We start from the raw sequence: 17,287 nt of genomic DNA, 5'->3' as shown, positions 1-17,287 counted from the left end.
TCTGCAAAAGACCGGAAAAGGTCTCTTGCCTGATTGCGGGTGCAAAGTTACGCATATTTTCTGAAATGACAATGAAAAGCCGCAAATATTTCTTTCTCTACTCACATTCTATACAGAAAATCATCATTTATAGGGAGATAATGAAGACCCGCCCTCACCACTTCATGGTAAGAAGCAAGCAACTCCACCTCATTAATTCACCGTAATATGGAAGCATCCCTGATTCACCTCGTACTTCACCAAGCAGCGGTTGGCCTGTCGCATGTCACGCAACACCTCGCTGAGCACCCATTTCAAGGAGTCGTTGCGCACCTCACGCCGAGGTTCGCTTGCCGTCTGCACGGTCTTATACCTGTTGTAACACACATCAAAGGTTGTACCATAGAGATGACACGAGTTCTCGGTGGCATTACTGTTGCGTGTACGCAGTTTCGCCACATCGTCCTTGGTACGCAGGATACTGGTGACGATAATCTTATGGAGCGGAATGCCCTTGATCTGCAACGAGTCGAAATAAGCCTTGCCAATATCCTGAAGCAACACCGAGGCACGTGGCACAAGATAAGGAATGCTGTTGTTCAACTTATCAACATAGAAATAAGGGTTACTGCCCACATACACCAGTTTGCCCTTGCTGTGCTCAGCCTCTTCACGGTTTTGCACCGGACTTACTCCATACTTATTGGCAGCAAGAAGCTGCACATCATTCTGATCGGGAAAGGTATTGCCAAAATGAGGGACCGAGAAAATACGATGTTTCACCACCTGCCCCTTGGAATCGAAAAATACAGAAGGCTTCATCCTCTCTACCGCCGTGGTGTCGATACTGTCGACAACTGCCGTGTCGGCCTGCGCCACCGACTTGTGAGCCAAGGGTTGTGCCACACTCGGGAAGACAAGGCGTACCAGGGCAAGCAACAAAGTTGCTGCCACAAAACCTTTCAAAAACTTATTCTTGGATAGCTTCATTTTCTATGTGTCGTTCTTTATTTTCATGCAAAGGTAGTAAAAAGGAATGAATTAGAGCCATCGACATTCCGCAAAAAGACACTCACAATACATTTTTTTAATTATTTATCATTTAGCCTACTGTTTTTTGATATTTAAGGCTCGATTTTGGGAGTATTAATTTGCTCATGTCGTGGAAAATGATTACTTTTGCACCGTGTTATATATTACATATCTTTGAACAAAAAAATTGATATAAAAAGGTTTTGATAGAGAAGCATATAGTACTCGAAGATGTAGACCCAGTGATGTTCTACGGAGTGAACAACGCTCACTTGCAGATGATCAAGTCGCTGTATCCTAAGTTGCGTATCGTGGCACGTGACAATGTGTTGCGTGTGCTCGGCGACGAAGAGGAAATGGCAAAAGCCGAAGAAGAGATAGAACGTATGAGGATACATCTGCTCAAGTACAACACCCTGACAGAGGAAGATATCCTCGACATCGTGAAGGGAAAACAGACCAAAGCCGACACCGTGAAGGGAGTATTGGTATATAGCATCAGCGGAAAGCCCATCAAGAGCCGAAGCGAGAACCAGCAAAAACTTATTGATGCCTACGAGAAGAACGACATGGTGTTTGCCGTAGGACCTGCCGGTACAGGAAAGACCTACCTCAGCATCGCCCTTGCCGTAAGGGCCCTGAAGGACAAAGTAGCCAAGAAGATCATCCTTTCAAGACCTGCCGTCGAAGCTGGCGAGAAATTGGGATTCCTGCCAGGCGACATGAAGGACAAGATAGACCCATACCTGCAACCACTCTATGATTCGCTCGAAGACATGATACCTGCCGTGAAACTGCAGGACATGATGGAGAAGCACATCATACAAATAGCACCCCTGGCTTTTATGCGCGGACGCACCCTAAGTGATGCTATAGTCATCCTCGATGAGGCGCAGAACACCACCTCACAGCAAATACGTATGTTCCTCACCCGTATGGGCACCAACACCAAGATGATCATCACGGGCGACATGACACAGATAGACTTGCCGCGCGACCAGAGAAGCGGACTGAAAGAAGCGCTCAAGATTCTGGAAGGAGTAGAAGGCATCGGAGTAGTGAACTTAGGCCAGAAAGACATCGTGCGCCACAAACTGGTTACCCGTATCGTCAACGCCTACGACAAGTATGACAAGGAACGGGCTGAGGCACGGGAAGCAAGATTAGCAGAAAAAGAGAATACAAAATAATTAGAATTTAAGAATGGACGAAATGAAATGGAAAACCATATCATCGAGTCTAAATTTCAAAGTTCAAATTTCAACGTAAAATGAAAGCTTTAACAAAGACAGATTTCCATTTTGATGGACAAAAGAGTGTTTACCACGGAAAAGTACGTGATGTGTATGACATTAACGACGATATCCTCGTGATGGTCGCCACTGACCGAATCTCGGCATTCGACGTTGTGTTGCCTAAAGGCATTCCTTTCAAGGGACAGGTGCTCAACCAGATTGCAGCCAAGTTCCTGGATACAACAACAGACATTTGTCCTAACTGGAAGCTGGCTACGCCCGATCCTATGGTGACCGTAGGACTGAAGTGCGAGGGTTTCCGTGTAGAGATGATCATCCGCTCTATCCTTACAGGTAGCGCATGGAGAGAATACCAGAAGGGCTGTCGCGAGATCTGTGGCGTGAAACTGCCAGAGGGTATGCGCGAGAACCAGCGTTTCCCAGAGCCAATCATCACTCCTACAACCAAGGCTGACGAGGGACACGACATGAACATCTCTAAGGAAGAGATTATCGCACAGGGTATCGTTAGCGCAGAAGACTATGCTGTCATGGAAGACTACACACGCCGCATCTTCCAGCGCGGACAGGAGATTGCTGCCAAGCAGGGCCTCATCCTCGTAGATACAAAATACGAGTTTGGCAAGCACGACGGCAAGGTGTATCTCATCGACGAGATTCACACTCCAGACTCAAGCCGCTATTTCTATGCTGACGGCTACGAGGAGAAGTTCGAGAAGGGCGAGCCTCAGCGCCAGCTCTCTAAGGAGTTTGTACGCCAGTGGCTCATCGAGCACAATTTCATGAACGAACCAGGACAGACCATGCCTGAGATTACCGATGAGTATGCAGAGAGCGTAAGCGAGCGCTACATCGAATTGTACGAGCACATCACAGGCGAGAAGTTCGACAAAGCTACCGAGGAAGGCGACATTGCCGCACGAATCGAGAAGAACGTCAGCGAGTGGCTCGCTTCACACAAGAAGTAAGCTGAAGTCAACAAGAAGAGTTACGGAACGACAGTCTTTCGACCGACATTCCGTAACTCATACTATACAGTAATATTCTATATATAATATAAGGTACGCGCGAGGCATGTACAAGCAAGAGAAAATAAAGCCCTACGAAGGACAAGGCGATAAAGGGAAACTGGTAGAGGAAATGTTCGACAACATCGCCCCCACCTACGACACCCTCAACCACAGACTCTCGTGGGACATAGACAAAGGCTGGAGGAAGAAGGCCATCAAGCAGCTGGCACCTTTCAGACCTCAGAAAATGCTCGACATAGCCACAGGCACAGGCGACTTCGCTATCCTGTCGGCACAAATGCTGCACCCACTGCAACTCATCGGCACCGACATCTCGGAGGGCATGATGAAGATAGGCAAGGAAAAGGTGGCAAGAGAGAAGTTGGAGCACATCATCTCCTTCCAGAAAGAAGACTGCCTGAACCTCTCGTTTCCCGACAACACCTTCGATGCCGTGACAGCAGCTTTCGGCATACGCAATTTCCAGAGTCTGGACCAAGGTCTCAGAGAGATGCACCGCGTACTGAAGAAGGGCGGACATCTGAGCATAGTGGAACTGACGTCACCCGTCCGCTTCCCTATGAAACAGCTTTTCCGCATCTATTCACACACCGTACTGCCCATTTATGGCAAGCTGATTTCCAAAGACCAAAGCGCCTACAGCTATCTTACAGCTACCATAGAGGCTTTCCCTCAGGGAGAGACTATGATGGAAGTGCTTAGGAAAGCAGGATTTGCCAAAACAGAATTCAAAAGACTGACTTTCGGAATCTGCACCATGTATTTCGCAACAAAATAAACAGAGTGCAACGATAAAGAACAATACAAAACAAGGATATTATGGACAAATATGGACTTATAGGTTATCCGCTGGGACATTCCTTCTCAAAAAACTACTTCAACGAGAAATTTGAGAACGAAGGAATTGATGCCAAGTACATCAACTTCGAGATACCACACATCGAAGACCTGACAGAAATCTTGGACACCACACCCGAGTTGAAAGGACTCAATGTCACGATCCCCTACAAGGAAAAGGTTATCAGCTACCTCGACTTCATCAGCCCCGAGGCTACAGCCATCGGAGCTGTCAATGTCATCAAGGTGGAACACAAAGGAAATGACGTCAAGTTAAAAGGCTACAACAGCGATGTCATTGGATTCACCCGCAGCATTGAGCCATTCCTGGAGCCTTGCCATAAGAAAGCCCTTATCTTAGGTACTGGCGGCGCATCCAAAGCCATCAACTATGGACTGAAATCTCTTGGACTCGAGACCGTCTACGTGAGCAGATTCGAGCGCCCTGGAACCATACAGTATGACAAAATAACACCAGAGATTATCAAGGAGTACAACGTAATCGTAAACTGTACCCCTGTAGGAATGTATCCACATACAGACGAATGTCCCGAACTTCCCTACGAGGCTATGGACAGCCACACCCTGCTCTACGATCTCATCTACAACCCTGACGAGACCCTCTTCATGAAGAAAGGCAAAGAGCAAGGAGCCACCGTGAAGAACGGTTTGGAAATGTTGCTTCTGCAAGCCTTTGCATCGTGGGACTTCTGGCATCAGGAATAACATCCACTCTCTGCAGACAATATATAATTCAAAATTATTTTCTTTTTATATCAATTGATTATGAGCAACAACAGATATATGATGCGCGGTGTGAGTGCCGCCAAGGAAGATGTGCATAATGCCATCAAGAATATTGACAAGGGAATCTTCCCACAGGCTTTCTGCAAAATTATTCCCGACATTTTGGGAGGCGACCCTGAGTATTGCAACATCATGCATGCCGACGGCGCCGGCACAAAATCGAGCTTGGCATACATGTATTGGAAGGAGACTGGCGACCTTTCTGTATGGAAAGGTATTGCACAGGATGCTGTGGTAATGAATACCGACGACCTCCTCTGCGTGGGAGCCGTAGACAACATCTTGGTGTCTTCTACCATTGGACGCAACAAAATGCTCGTACCTGGAGAAGTCATCTCTGCCATTATCAATGGTACTGACGAACTCCTGAGCGAAATGCGCAACATGGGCATTGGCATCTATCCTACAGGAGGAGAGACTGCTGACGTAGGCGACTTGGTTCGCACCATCATAGTAGATTCAACAGTAACCTGCCGCATGAAGAGAAGTGAAGTCATCAACAATGCCAACATACAGCCAGGTGATGTCATCGTAGGTCTTTCTTCTACAGGTCAGGCTACCTACGAAAAGAAATACAATGGCGGAATGGGCAGCAACGGACTTACCTCTGCCCGCCATGATGTCTTCGCCAAGTATCTGGCAGAGAACTACCCAGAGAGCTACGACCATGCAGTACCAGAGGAACTGGTATACAGTGGCAAATACAAACTGACCGACGAGGTGGAAGGCGCTCCTGTCAATGCAGGCGAACTGGTTCTCTCTCCTACCCGCACCTATGCTCCTGTTATCAAGAAACTGTTGGACGAACTGCGTCCCGAAATACATGGTATGGTACACTGCACAGGCGGTGCACAGACCAAGGTGCTACATTTCGTAAACGAGAACTGCAAGGTTGTAAAGGACAACATGTTCCCTGTTCCACCTCTCTTCAAGGCCATCCACGACTGCTCTGGTACCGACTGGAAGGAAATGTATCAGGTATTCAACATGGGTCATCGTATGGAAATCTATGTGCGTCCTAAGGTTGCAGAGAAGGTTATCGCCATCAGCAAGAGCTTCAATATCGATGCTCAGGTAGTGGGACATATCGAGGAAGGCAAACGCAGCCTGACTATCAAGAGCGAGTTCGGAACTTTCGAATACTAAGAGTTTAAATAACGATGGACAACAACAATATACTACAGAAATTAGAAGGCTTGGAGAGCCGATACGAGGAAGTCAGCACCCTCATTACCGACCCTGATGTGATAGCAGACCAGAGCCGATACGTGAAGTTGACCAAGGAATACAAAGACTTGGGCGACATCATGGCGGCACGCAAGCGCTACATCGACTGCCTCAACGCCATCAAGGAAGCCAAGGACATTCTCGCCAATGAGAGCGACCCTGACATGAAAGAGATGGCACGCGAGGAACTCAATGAGAACGAGACTCTACAGCCCCAGATTGAGGAAGAGATAAAGATTGCCCTTGTGCCAAAAGACCCAGAAGATGCCAAGAACGTACAAATGGAAATTCGTGGCGGAGCTGGTGGCGATGAAGCCGCACTCTTTGCTGGCGACCTCTTCAATATGTACAAGAAATACTGCGAGTCAAAGGGATGGACTGTCAGCGTGACTTCTGTATCAGAAGGTGCTGTTGGCGGATTCAAGGAAATCGACTTTGCTGTTAGCGGAGCTGACGTTTATGGCACACTGAAATATGAATCGGGCGTACACCGTGTACAGCGAGTTCCTGCCACAGAAACTCAGGGCCGTATGCATACCAGTGCTGCTACCGTAGCCGTACTGCCCGAAGCCGACAAGTTTGAGGTAAACATCAACGAGGGTGATATTAAGTGGGATACATTCCGTTCGAGTGGTGCCGGTGGTCAGAATGTCAACAAGGTGGAGTCCGGTGTACGTCTTCGCTACCCCTGGAAGAACCCTAACACGGGTGAGGTGGAAGAAATCCTCATAGAGTGTACCGAAACTCGCGACCAGCCTAAAAACAAGGAACGTGCCTTGAGCCGTCTGTACACTTTCATCCACGACCGCGAACACCAGAAGTACATCGACGATATTGCCAGCCGACGCAAGAGTCTGGTGTCGACAGGAGACCGTAGCGCCAAGATTCGTACATACAACTTCCCTCAAGGACGTGTCACCGACCACCGTATCGGTTATACCACCCATGACCTGAGTGGATTCCTCGGAGGCGACATACAAGGCATGATAGATGCCCTGACCGTAGCCGAAAATGCAGAAAAACTGAAAGAAACAGAATTGTAGAATTATGAACAGAAAAGAACTTGTAGAACAGATATTCGCCAAGAAAAGTTTCTTGTGCGTAGGTCTCGACACCGATATCAAGAAAGTGCCTGAGCACCTTACCAAACAGTATGAAAAGACCGAAGATATTATCTTCGCCTTCAACAAGGCCATCATTGATGCCACAGCTCCCTACTGTGTTTCTTACAAACCCAACCTGGCTTTCTATGAGAGCATGGGACTGGCAGGCATGATAGCTTTCGATAAGACCATCACTTATCTGAACGAGCACTATCCTCATCACTTTATCATCGCCGACGCCAAAAGAGGTGACATCGGCAACACATCAAAGATGTACGCCCGCACATTCTTCGAAGAGTATAAGCTCGACGCTCTCACAGTAGCTCCCTATATGGGCGAAGACTCAGTGAAACCATTCTTGGAATATGAGGGCAAATGGGTCATCCTGCTGGCGTTGACAAGCAACAAGGGCAGCCACGACTTCCAGCTCACAGAAGACAAGGACGGTCAGCGTCTTTTCGAGAAAGTGTTGACAAAGAGTCAGGAATGGGGAAACGACGAGAACATGATGTATGTCGTAGGAGCCACACAAGGCAGCATGTTCACCGATATCCGCAAATGCGCTCCTAACCACTTCCTCCTTGTTCCTGGCGTAGGTGCACAGGGAGGCAGTCTGCAGGAAGTGTGCAAGTATGGCATCATCAAGGACTGCGGTCTGCTGGTCAACTCTTCACGTGGCATTATCTATGCCAGCAACGGTGAGGACTTTGCCGAGACTGCTGGCATCAAGGCCAAGGAATTGCAAGAGCAGATGGCAGAAGAATTAGCCAAGCTTTCATAAAAAACGACTACCTTTTATGGCGCAAAGAACCTCTTTTCAGGGCACTTTGCGCCTAAAAAGTGTATGTTTGCAAGCCAAAAAGCAAAATATTACGATTTAATTACAAGTTTATAAATCTTTTTTGCTATATTTGCAAGCAATAAGGAGCTAACTGGCTAATAACAATCATTGAAAACAAACAAATATGGAGTTTACCGCAAAACAAATAGCCCAGTTTGTACAAGGGCACGTAGAAGGTGACGAGAATGCAATCGTCAATACCTTTGCAAAAATTGAAGAAGGTAAGAAAGGTGCTATTTCTTTCCTCTCAAATCCCAAATATACGCATTATGTATACGACACTCAGTCGTCTGTCGTATTGATAGACGAGAGTGTAGAACTGGAAAAGCCCGTTTCCACAACATTGATTCGCGTAAAGAATGCCTACGAATGCGTGGCAAAACTTCTGCAGATGTATGAATCAATGAAACCTAAGAAGACTGGCATAGATCCATTGGCTTTCGTTTCTCCTAAGGCTAAGGTAGCCGAGGGTGTTTACGTAGGAGCTTTTGCTTATATCAGCGATGGAGCTGAGGTGGGCGAAGGCAGCCAGATTTATCCTCATGCCTACATTGGCGAAGGTGTCAAGGTAGGAAAGAACGCACTCATCTATCCAAACGTGACTGTTTATCATGGCTGCAAGTTGGGCGACAACGTAACTCTTCATGCAGGCTGTGTAATAGGTGCCGATGGATTCGGCTTTGCACCTGGTCCCGACGGTTACGACAAGATTCCTCAGATAGGCATTGTCACCATTGAGGACGATGTAGAGATAGGTGCCAACACTTGTGTTGACCGTTCTACTATGGGAAGTACCTATATCCGTAAGGGTGTGAAACTCGACAACCTCGTTCAGATAGCTCACAACACTGATATTGGCGAGAACACCGTGATGTCTTCACAGGTAGGTATCGCAGGAAGCACCAAGGTGGGCCAGTGGTGTATGTTTGGCGGTCAGGTAGGTATTGCAGGTCACATCACTATTGGCGACAAGGTGTTCCTCGGTGCACAGAGTGGTGTTCCTGGAAGTCTGAAGAGCGGACAGCAGCTCATCGGCACACCTCCTATGGAGCAGCGTTCATACTTCAAGTCACAGGCCATCTTCCGTCGCCTGCCCGATATGTACAAGGAACTCAACGACCTGAAGAAGCAGGTGGAAGAACTGAAAAAGAAGTAATAGAAATAACAAGGCACGAATGACATGGATGACACACAGAGTGTAACGCCACTAAGGCATCCGAAAAAGAAAAAATCCGTGTAATCCGTGCCTAAAAAATAATATAATTATGTCAAAACAAAAGACTCTGAAAGGCAGTTTCTCACTTTGTGGAAAAGGCTTGCACACAGGATTAAGCCTCACTGTAACTTTCAATCCTGCAGCAGAGAATACCGGTTATAAAATACAGCGTATCGATCTCGAAGACCAGCCAGTCATCCAGGCAGTAGCTGAGAACGTAGTAGAAACACAGCGTGGAACAGTGCTTGGCAAAGGTGATGTGCGAGTAAGCACCATAGAGCATGGTATGTCTGCTCTTTATGCCCTCGGCATCGACAACTGTCTGATTCAGGTAAATGGTCCAGAATTCCCTATTCTCGATGGTTCTGCAGCTTTGTACGTAGAAAAGATTCAGAGCGTGGGCATACAGGAGCAGAATGCAGAGAAAGACTACTATATCATCCGTCATAAGATAGAGGTGAAAGACGAAAGAGGTTCGGTCATCACTATCCTGCCAGACGAAGACTTCAGTATCACAGCCATGTGCTCGTTCGAGAGCAAGTTCATCAACAGTCAATTTGCTACACTCGACAAGATGGAGACATACGCAGAGGAGATTGCTTCTGCCCGTACCTTCGTTTTCGTACGTGACATCATGCCATTGCTGCAAGCCAACCTGATCAAAGGTGGCGACCTCGACAATGCCATTGTGATCTATGAGCGCCAGGTAGAGCAGGCTCAGCTTGACCAACTCGCCGACCATCTTAAGGTTCCACGCATGGATGCCAACAAGTTGGGCTATATCCAGCACCGACCTCTGCAGTGGGAGAACGAATGCACACGTCATAAGCTTCTCGACATTATCGGCGACATGGCTCTTATCGGTAAGCCTATCAAGGGTCGCATCATCGCTACCCGTCCTGGTCATACCATCAACAATAAGTTTGCCCGCCTGATGCGCAAGGAGATTCGCAAGCACGAGATTCAGGCTCCTATCTACAATCCTAACGAGGAGCCGGTTATGGACAACATACGCATACGTCAGCTTCTACCCCATCGTTACCCAATGCAGTTGGTAGACAAGGTGATAGCCATGGGTCCAACCAGCATCGTTGGTGTGAAGAGCGTAACAAGCAATGAGCCATTCTTCCAGGGTCACTTCCCTGAAGAGCCTGTCATGCCTGGTGTGCTGCAGGTAGAAGCCATGGCACAGTGTGGAGGCTTGTTGGTGCTCAACCAGTTGGAAGAGCCTGAACGCTGGAGCACTTACTTCATGAAGATAGACGACGTGAAGTTCCGCAAGAAGGTAGTACCTGGCGACACTCTCCTGTTCCGTGTAGAGTTGCTGGCTCCTGTACGCCATGGCATCAGCTCGATGAAGGGCTATATGTTTGTTGGCGACCAGGTAGTGGCTGAGGCAACCTTCACTGCACAGATAGTCAAGAATAAGTAAGAAGCTATACTTCCATATGCAGAAGAGACAGTAGAAGAACATGAATACTCTCAGCTCCTCTGCATGTGGATCTTGAATAATATAACTTAATTATAAATTGTAAACAAGAAATATGAATCAGATTAGTCCTTTAGCATTTGTTCATCCTGAGGCAAAACTCGGAGATAACAATATCATCGGTCCTTTCTGCTATATTGATAAAGACACCGTTTTGGGTGACAACAACGTGATGCAGAATTCTGTAACCATCCATGTGGGAGCACGAATCGGCAATAACAACGAGTTCTTCCCTGGTGCCAGCATCTCTACCAAGCCACAGGACCTGAAGTTCCGCGGTGAGCAGACAACCTGCGAGGTTGGCGACAACAACAGTATCCGTGAAAATGTAACCATTTCTCGCGGTACAGCATCAAAGGGGAAGACTGTTGTCGGAAGCAACAACCTCCTCATGGAGTGTGTGCACGTGGCTCACGACTGTGAATTGGGAAGCGGCTTGATCATAGGCAACTCTACAAAATTTGCCGGAGAGGTGGTAGTAGACGACAACGCTATCGTCAGCGCCAATGTTCTCGTTCACCAGTTCTGCCACATTGCAGGATACGTGATGATTCAGGGTGGATGCCGATTCTCACAGGACATTCCTCCATATATCATTGCCGGTAAGGAGCCAACAAGATACTGCGCACTCAACCTGGTAGGTCTCCGCCGCCGCGGTTTCAGCAACGAACTCATTCAGCAGATTCATGAGGCTTATCGCCTGCTCTACTCTAAGGGCGTGCTGAAAGAAGGTATCGAGGAAATCAAGAAGAACCTGCAGATTACCCCTGAAATACAGTATATCATCGACTTCGTTGAGAACTCTAAGAGAGGTATCATTCGATAAAAGTAAAAGGGTAAAAAGGTAAAAAAGTAAAAAGGTAAAAAGAGCATTCTTGCTTAAGTTTATGAAACGAGCAAGGATGCTTTTTTCTTGAATATAAAGAATGATTCAACTTTCGCATGATATGAAGACATTGATTGTGGTCTTAGGTCCTACGGGTGTTGGCAAAACAGAGCTTTGCCTTTCGCTGGCAGAGCATTTAGGCACGCCTATTGTCAATGCAGACTCCCGTCAGATATTCGCCGAGCTCCCTATAGGAACTGCAGCCCCTACTGCCGAACAGCAGAAGCGCGTGAAGCATTATTTCGTAGGCAACCGCCACATCGAGGACTATTACAGTGCTGCCCAATACGAGGCTGACGTGATGAAACTCCTAAAAGAGGATATCTTCAAGAATCACGACGTAGCCCTGCTCACAGGAGGAAGCATGATGTACATTGATGCTGTATGCAATGGCATCGACGACATCCCCACCGTACGTGATGACATCAGAGAATGGATGAAAGCACGTCTTGCCAATGAAGGGCTCGACACTTTGGTGGAGGAACTGAAAAACCTCGACCCAGAACACTGGGCCATAGTAGACAAGAAGAATCCACGTCGCGTGGTTCATGCCCTGGAGATATGTCACCAGACAGGAAAGACCTACACATCCTTCCGTACCAACAAGAAGAAGAGCCGTCCTTTCCGCATTGTCAAGATAGGACTGAACAGAGACCGTTCCGAACTGTACGACCGTATCAACCAACGAGTTCACGTCATGATGCAGGAAGGTTTAGAGGCAGAGGCAAGAGGCGTTTATGCCTATCGTGATCAGACAGCCCTGCGTACTGTGGGCTACAAAGAGATGTTTGCCTATTTCGACGGCGCCATCGACCTGCATGAAGCGGTACGCCAGATACAGTCGCACAGCAGAGAATACATGCGCAAGCAGCTTACATGGTTCAAACGTGACGAGACGATACAATGGTTTCACCCCGATAATATTAAAGAAATCATAAAATATGTAGATAGCTGCTTGAAGATGGAATAATTTTACTACTTTTGCAAAGAAGTTTAAAAGAGTATTCAATATACAACAACAATGAACAAAATCAAGAACTTAGCAGCATGGCTGTGGCGCAAGTTCCGCGCTTTCTGGCCATGGTACAAGAATCTGTATCGAGGCAAGGCATGGTATACCAAGACTCTCATTGGCATAGCAAGCTGCATCGTGGCTTTCATACTGTATTTAGGTGCAGTGGATATTAACTTCCTCTGGCTGTTTGGTAAATCGCCAGGTTTCTTCTCTGGCATTACGAATCCTCAGACCAGCGAGGCTTCTGAGATTTACAGCGCCGACGGCAAGCTGATAGGTAAGTATTTCAACGAGAACCGTACTCCCGTAAAATTCGAAGAGGTAAACCCAGCCTTCTTCAAGGCTTTGGTCGACACCGAGGACGAGCGCTTCTACAAGCATTTGGGTATTGACCCCATCGGACTCTTTGGTGCCATGAAGGATGCCTTGCTGCATCACGATGCACGAGGAGCTTCTACCATCACCCAGCAGTTGGCAAAGAATATGTTCCGCGTCCGCTCCCAGTACTCTACAGGTTTGCTGGGCAAGGTGCCCGGTCTGCGCATTCTCATCATCAAGAGCAAGGAATGGATTATAGCAGCCAAGTTGGAGGCTGTCTACACCAAGAAGGAAATCATCACGATGTATGCCAACACTGTAGATTTCGGTTCCAACTCGTATGGCATCAAGACAGCGGCAAAGACCTACTTCAACGTAAGTCCTAAGGAACTGACTACCGATCAGGCTGCCGTACTCGTAGGTATGCTTAAGGCTACCACCTATTATAATCCACGCACCAACCCTGAACACAGTCTGGAACGACGCAACGTGGTGCTCAACAATATGGTACGCCATGGTGACCTGAGCCGCGAGGAATACAACACCCTCAGTCAGGAGCCTATCAAGCTCGACTTCAAGGTGGAGGAGAACTACGACGGACAAGCCAAATACTTCCGCGAGGCTGTGGCTGACTATCTGGCAGACTGGTGCAAGGACGAGGGTTACGACCTGTATACCAGCGGACTGAAGATATACACCACGATAGATACCCGCATGCAGAAGTATGCTGAAGATGCCGCACGCAAACAGATGCGACAGGTACAGCAGAACTTCAACAACCACTGGGATATCTACCGCAAACAGGATACCAACTGGCTTCGTCAGGAACCCTGGCAGGACGAAAAGCATCAGGTCATCCCCAACTTCATTCAGGGCATTGCCGAGCGCCAGCCTTTCTATAAAGCTTTGATTGCCCGCTTCCCCAACAATCCCGACTCTGTGAACTATTATTATAAGGAGTGGGTTCACCCAGTCAAGGTATTCGATTACGACAAGGGCACCATCACCAAGATGATGACATCCGAAGACTCCATCAAGTACATGACCACCTTCATGCATTGTGCCTTTGTGGCCATGGAACCACAGACGGGTGCCGTCAAGGCATGGGTGGGCGACATCGACTTCGACCACTGGAAATACGACAAGGTGACAGCCGAACGCCAGCCAGGTTCTACCTTTAAGCTCTTCGTCTACACCGAGGCCATGAACCAGGGCCTTACGCCTTGTGACAAGCGTCGCGATGAATATATCTCGATGGATGTCTACGACAAGAAGAAACATGAGATGGTGAAATGGACCCCATCCAATGCCAATGGTTCTTTCTCGGGCGACTCCATCCCACTGAAGAGTGCGTTTGCCAAGAGTATCAACTCTGTAGCAGTGCGCTTGGGTCAGGAGATGGGCATCAAGCGCATCATAGAGACAGCACAGAAGATGGGTATTCAGAGTCCGCTCAACGATGAGCCTTCTCTGGCTCTTGGTTCGAGCGACGTCAACCTCTTGGAATTGGCAAACGCCTACTGTACGGTTGCCAACAACGGAAAACATCATGACCCAGTCCTGGTGACAAGAATTGTAGACCGCGACGGCAAGGAGGTATATACTGCCCCATCAACCGAGGAACAGGTGATTCCTTACAAGTCTGCCTTCCTGATGCAGCAGTTGCTGCAGGGCGGTATGCGCGAACCAGGTGGAACCTCACAGAGTCTGTGGGGCTACGTGGGCAATATTCGTGATACAGAGTTTGGTGGAAAGACCGGTACATCCAACAATCACTCCGACGCCTGGTTCATGGGTGTGAGCCCTAAGCTCGTAGTAGGTGCATGGGTAGGAGGAGAATACCGCTGCATCCATTTCAGGACGGGTGCTCTCGGACAAGGTTCCCGAACGGCATTGCCTATCTGCGGATACTTCTGGCAATACGTGATGAACGATCCTGCCTTCCAGAAATACCACGGCAAGTTTGACAAGCCTCACGACGAGGACATCACCCGCGACATGTACATCTGTGCAAGTTATGTGCCTAAGGCTAAGGTTGACACCACTCAGGTAGACAGCACTGCACTCAACGAAGAGATCATCCTCGACGAGAACGGCAACCCTGTCATCAAGGAGATACCTGCCGAAAAGAATGAGGCAACAACAGGAACTGCCACAGAGAAAAAGCCAGGCGAGGAACAGGGCGAGAAGAAAGAAAAGAAAGAAAAGAAAAAGTCACGCCCCACAGAGCAGGCCATCAAGTTTGACGACTTGTAAACCGCGCCAGGCTCTATAGTGACAGAAAAGAATAAACACAACCTAACAAAAATCGGCGATTTTCTGAAAGATGGGAATCGCCGATTGTCATTTCAAAGAAACAGGTATGGCAGAAAAAGACCACTCAGCAAGCCAGTCCGCAGAAAATCATATCGACCTGGATAATCCTGAGTTGCAGAATGCACTCCAGATTATACAGTACACCCGGCGCTCACTCTTCCTCACAGGAAAGGCAGGCACCGGCAAGTCCACTTTTCTGCGCTACATTGCTGCCCACACCAAAAAGAAACACATCATTCTTGCACCCACCGGTATTGCTGCCATCAATGCCGGAGGAAGCACCCTGCACAGTTTCTTCAAGATTCCCTTCCATCCGCTGCTGCCCAACGACAGTATGTTCAGCGTGCGCAATATCCGCAACACCCTGAAGTACAACTCCGAGAAAATTAAGATCATACGCGAGGTGGAACTCATCATCATCGACGAGATCAGTATGGTGCGTGCCGACATCATAGACTTCATAGATAAGGTGCTGCGCATATACAGCCGCAACATGCGAGAGCCTTTCGGTGGCAAGCAACTGCTTCTCGTGGGGGATATCTATCAGCTGGAACCTGTCGTGAGAGAGGAAGACCGCAGGCTTCTCTCACCTTTCTACCGCAGCAGTTTCTTCTTCGATGCCAAGGTGTTCGAATACTTCCAATTGGTGAGCATCGAGCTGAGAAAGGTTTACCGACAAAGCGACCCTGTGTTTATCAGCATACTCGACCACATTCGCACCAGTCAGGTTCCCATAAGCGACCTTCAGAAACTCAACCAGCGTGTGGGAGCCCGACTTGACGAAAGCGACAGCAAACTCGCCATCACCCTTTCCACACGCCGCGACACAGTAGACTACATCAACGACAGTCAACTCAAACTATTGCCTGGCGAGCCTACCCTCTTCCGAGGCAATATCCAGGGCGAGTTCCCTGAAAGCAGCCTCCCCACCCCAATGGAACTATATCTGAAGACGGGCGCACAGATCATCTTTATCAAAAACGATATAGAGCACCAATGGGTCAACGGAACCCTGGGAACCATCATTGGTTTCGACGAGGACGATGATGCCAAGATATACGTGCGAACAGAAAATGGACAGGATGTCATGGTGGAGCCTGCCGCATGGAGCAACATGAGATATCACTTCAACGAGGTGGAGAAAAAGATAGAAGAGGAAGAGATTGGCCGTTACGAGCAATATCCCTTGCGGTTGGCGTGGGCGATTACTGTCCACAAAAGCCAAGGCCTTACCTTCAATCAGGTGAAGATAGATTTCACAGGGGGCGTCTTTGCTGGAGGACAGACCTATGTGGCACTGTCACGTTGTACCAGTCTGGAAGGCATCAGCCTGCAGGAACCCATCAGACAGAACGAGGTCTTTGTACGCAACGAGGTGAAGCAGTTTGCCCGTCACTACAACGACCAGTCTACCATCAACACGGCTCTTACCCAGAGCAAAGCCGACAAACAATACCATGATGCCGCAACAGCATTCGACCAGGGCGACATGCAGGGAGCACTCGACAACTTCTTCCTTGCCATACACAGCAGATACGACATCGAGAAGCCAAGTGCCAAACGACTGATACGAAGAAAATTGGGAAAGGTCAACTCCCTGATAGCTGAGAACGAGCAGCTGCGCGAAATCATCAGGCAGAAGGAGGAAGAGAAAAAGAAACAAGAGAAATTCCTGAAACGCCTGGCAACAGAATACACTTTGCTGGGCAAGGAATGCGAGAAAGAAGGTATGTCGGCTGCTGCCATCGCCAACTACAAGAAAGCACTCGAACTGTGCCCCGAGCATCCCGAGGCTAAAAGAAGACTAAAAAAGTTGAACCCGTAAATGGATTCAACTTTTTTTTCTTTTTATCTTGTCCGCATTCTGATTCATGATCAGGGCTCAGCCGATAAACCAGGGGGAAGATTCTTTTATTCCACAGAAAATTTATACC

The 17,287-nt window shown here is 48.2% G+C and carries 14 protein-coding genes; 13 read left to right on the top strand and 1 reads right to left on the bottom strand.

The window, feature by feature from the left end; translation table 11 throughout:
• Positions 1-192: 192 nt before the first annotated feature.
• Positions 193-969, bottom strand: coding sequence for a DUF5715 family protein (locus F7D20_RS02425; protein ID WP_158462699.1), 777 nt, complete (start codon positions 967-969; stop codon positions 193-195).
• Between the two features lie 245 nt (positions 970-1,214).
• Here F7D20_RS02425 and F7D20_RS02420 point away from each other — a divergent pair, with 245 nt between their 5' ends.
• The 13 genes from F7D20_RS02420 (at position 1,215) to F7D20_RS02360 (ending at position 17,178) form a co-directional block, all read left to right on the top strand.
• Complete coding sequence (locus F7D20_RS02420; protein ID WP_158462698.1) at positions 1,215-2,201, top strand: PhoH family protein; 987 nt, start codon at positions 1,215-1,217, stop codon at positions 2,199-2,201.
• A gap of 80 nt (positions 2,202-2,281) precedes the next feature.
• Complete coding sequence (locus F7D20_RS02415) at positions 2,282-3,235, top strand: phosphoribosylaminoimidazolesuccinocarboxamide synthase (RefSeq protein ID WP_158462697.1); 954 nt, start codon at positions 2,282-2,284, stop codon at positions 3,233-3,235.
• Positions 3,236-3,341: 106 nt separating this feature from the next.
• Entirely contained in the window at positions 3,342-4,076 is a 735-nt protein-coding gene (gene ubiE / locus F7D20_RS02410; RefSeq protein WP_022251536.1) for a bifunctional demethylmenaquinone methyltransferase/2-methoxy-6-polyprenyl-1,4-benzoquinol methylase UbiE, read from the top strand.
• A 41-nt stretch (positions 4,077-4,117) separates the two neighbouring features.
• Complete coding sequence (locus tag F7D20_RS02405; RefSeq protein ID WP_158462696.1) at positions 4,118-4,861, top strand: shikimate dehydrogenase family protein; 744 nt, start codon at positions 4,118-4,120, stop codon at positions 4,859-4,861.
• Between the two features lie 78 nt (positions 4,862-4,939).
• Positions 4,940-6,088 carry an AIR synthase-related protein gene (locus F7D20_RS02400; protein WP_158462717.1) on the top strand — a complete coding sequence of 383 codons (1,149 nt, stop codon included), beginning with the start codon at positions 4,940-4,942 and terminating at the stop codon, positions 6,086-6,088.
• Between the two features lie 14 nt (positions 6,089-6,102).
• Complete coding sequence (gene prfA / locus F7D20_RS02395; RefSeq protein WP_158462695.1) at positions 6,103-7,212, top strand: peptide chain release factor 1; 1,110 nt, start codon at positions 6,103-6,105, stop codon at positions 7,210-7,212.
• 4 nt (positions 7,213-7,216) lie between these two features.
• Complete coding sequence (gene pyrF, locus F7D20_RS02390; RefSeq protein WP_158462694.1) at positions 7,217-8,053, top strand: orotidine-5'-phosphate decarboxylase; 837 nt, start codon at positions 7,217-7,219, stop codon at positions 8,051-8,053.
• A 184-nt stretch (positions 8,054-8,237) separates the two neighbouring features.
• Positions 8,238-9,269, top strand: coding sequence for a UDP-3-O-(3-hydroxymyristoyl)glucosamine N-acyltransferase (lpxD, locus tag F7D20_RS02385; protein WP_158462693.1), 1,032 nt, complete (start codon positions 8,238-8,240; stop codon positions 9,267-9,269).
• Between the two features lie 109 nt (positions 9,270-9,378).
• A complete protein-coding gene (locus F7D20_RS02380) occupies positions 9,379-10,761 on the top strand; it encodes a bifunctional UDP-3-O-[3-hydroxymyristoyl] N-acetylglucosamine deacetylase/3-hydroxyacyl-ACP dehydratase (protein ID WP_158462692.1) in 1,383 nt (460 codons plus the stop codon).
• Between the two features lie 112 nt (positions 10,762-10,873).
• Positions 10,874-11,644 carry an acyl-ACP--UDP-N-acetylglucosamine O-acyltransferase gene (gene lpxA, locus F7D20_RS02375; protein WP_022251529.1) on the top strand — a complete coding sequence of 257 codons (771 nt, stop codon included), beginning with the start codon at positions 10,874-10,876 and terminating at the stop codon, positions 11,642-11,644.
• Between the two features lie 121 nt (positions 11,645-11,765).
• Positions 11,766-12,674: a tRNA (adenosine(37)-N6)-dimethylallyltransferase MiaA gene (gene miaA / locus F7D20_RS02370; protein ID WP_158462691.1), complete on the top strand. Its 909-nt coding sequence runs from the start codon at positions 11,766-11,768 to the stop codon at positions 12,672-12,674.
• 51 nt (positions 12,675-12,725) lie between these two features.
• Positions 12,726-15,293 (top strand): transglycosylase domain-containing protein, encoded by a 2,568-nt coding sequence (locus F7D20_RS02365; RefSeq protein WP_158462690.1) that lies wholly within the window; start codon positions 12,726-12,728, stop codon positions 15,291-15,293.
• A 106-nt stretch (positions 15,294-15,399) separates the two neighbouring features.
• Positions 15,400-17,178: an AAA family ATPase gene (locus F7D20_RS02360; protein WP_158462689.1), complete on the top strand. Its 1,779-nt coding sequence runs from the start codon at positions 15,400-15,402 to the stop codon at positions 17,176-17,178.
• Positions 17,179-17,287 lie beyond the last annotated feature (109 nt).

This window comes from Segatella copri (genome assembly GCF_009495355.1).
Classification (GTDB): Bacteria; Bacteroidota; Bacteroidia; order Bacteroidales; family Bacteroidaceae; genus Prevotella.
This window is presented reverse-complemented; position numbering and strand designations above follow the sequence as displayed.